This window comes from Streptomyces sp. adm13(2018), assembly GCF_008042145.1.
In the GTDB taxonomy this organism is placed as follows: Bacteria; Actinomycetota; Actinomycetes; order Streptomycetales; family Streptomycetaceae; genus Streptomyces.
In genome coordinates, this window is the sequence record NZ_RDBH01000201.1 from 1 (window position 1) to 627 (window position 627).

Here is a 627-nt window from a genome sequence, read left to right on the forward strand (position 1 = left end):
GCCCACGGCAGCAGCCGCCGCAGGGCCTCACCGGCATCGATCCGGCCCAGATCCGCGCGCCGGGCCGCCCGGGACAGCTCCGGCTCCAGCCACTCCCCGGCCCGCTCCACCAGCGCCCCGTCCGCCACGTCCGGCCAGGGGTCCCCCACCTCCCGGGGAGTGGCTGGAGCCGGAGCTGTCCCGGGCGGCCCGGCGCGCGGATCTGGGCCGGATCGATGCCGGTGAGGCCCTGCGGCGGCTGCTGCCGTGGGCGTCGGGCGAGGCGGGCCGGCTGGGCGAGCTGGCGCCGGAGCGGATCGAGGTGCCGAGCGGTTCGCGGATCCGGGTGGAGTACGGGGGTGAGCGGCCGGTGCTCGCGGTGAAGATCCAGGAGATGTTCGGGCTGGCCGAGACGCCCCGGGTGGCGGGGGTCCCGGTGCTGGTGCACCTCCTCTCCCCCGCCGGGCGGCCGGCGGCGGTCACCGCCGACCTGGCGTCGTTCTGGCGGGACGGCTACCGGTCCGTGCGGGCGGAGCTGCGGGGGCGGTACCCGAAGCACCCGTGGCCGGAGGATCCGTCCTCGGCGGAGGCGACGCGGTTCACGAGCGCGCGGCTCAGACGGGAGGGGTGAGCGGGGCGGTGGCCGGG

Annotated in this window: 2 pseudogenes; one reads left to right on the top strand and one right to left on the bottom strand. The window is 78.5% G+C overall.

Annotation, left to right across the window (positions count from 1 at the left end):
* Nucleotides 1–155, bottom strand: a pseudogene (locus EAO70_RS39835) (ATP-dependent helicase HrpB); the annotation flags it as partial.
* On the opposite strand from EAO70_RS39835, the pseudogene EAO70_RS35535 reads away from it, so the two are divergent.
* Nucleotides 155–610, top strand: a pseudogene (locus EAO70_RS35535) (ATP-dependent helicase C-terminal domain-containing protein); the annotation flags it as partial. The pseudogenes EAO70_RS39835 and EAO70_RS35535 overlap by 1 nt on opposite strands.
* Nucleotides 611–627: the final 17 nt, after the last annotated feature.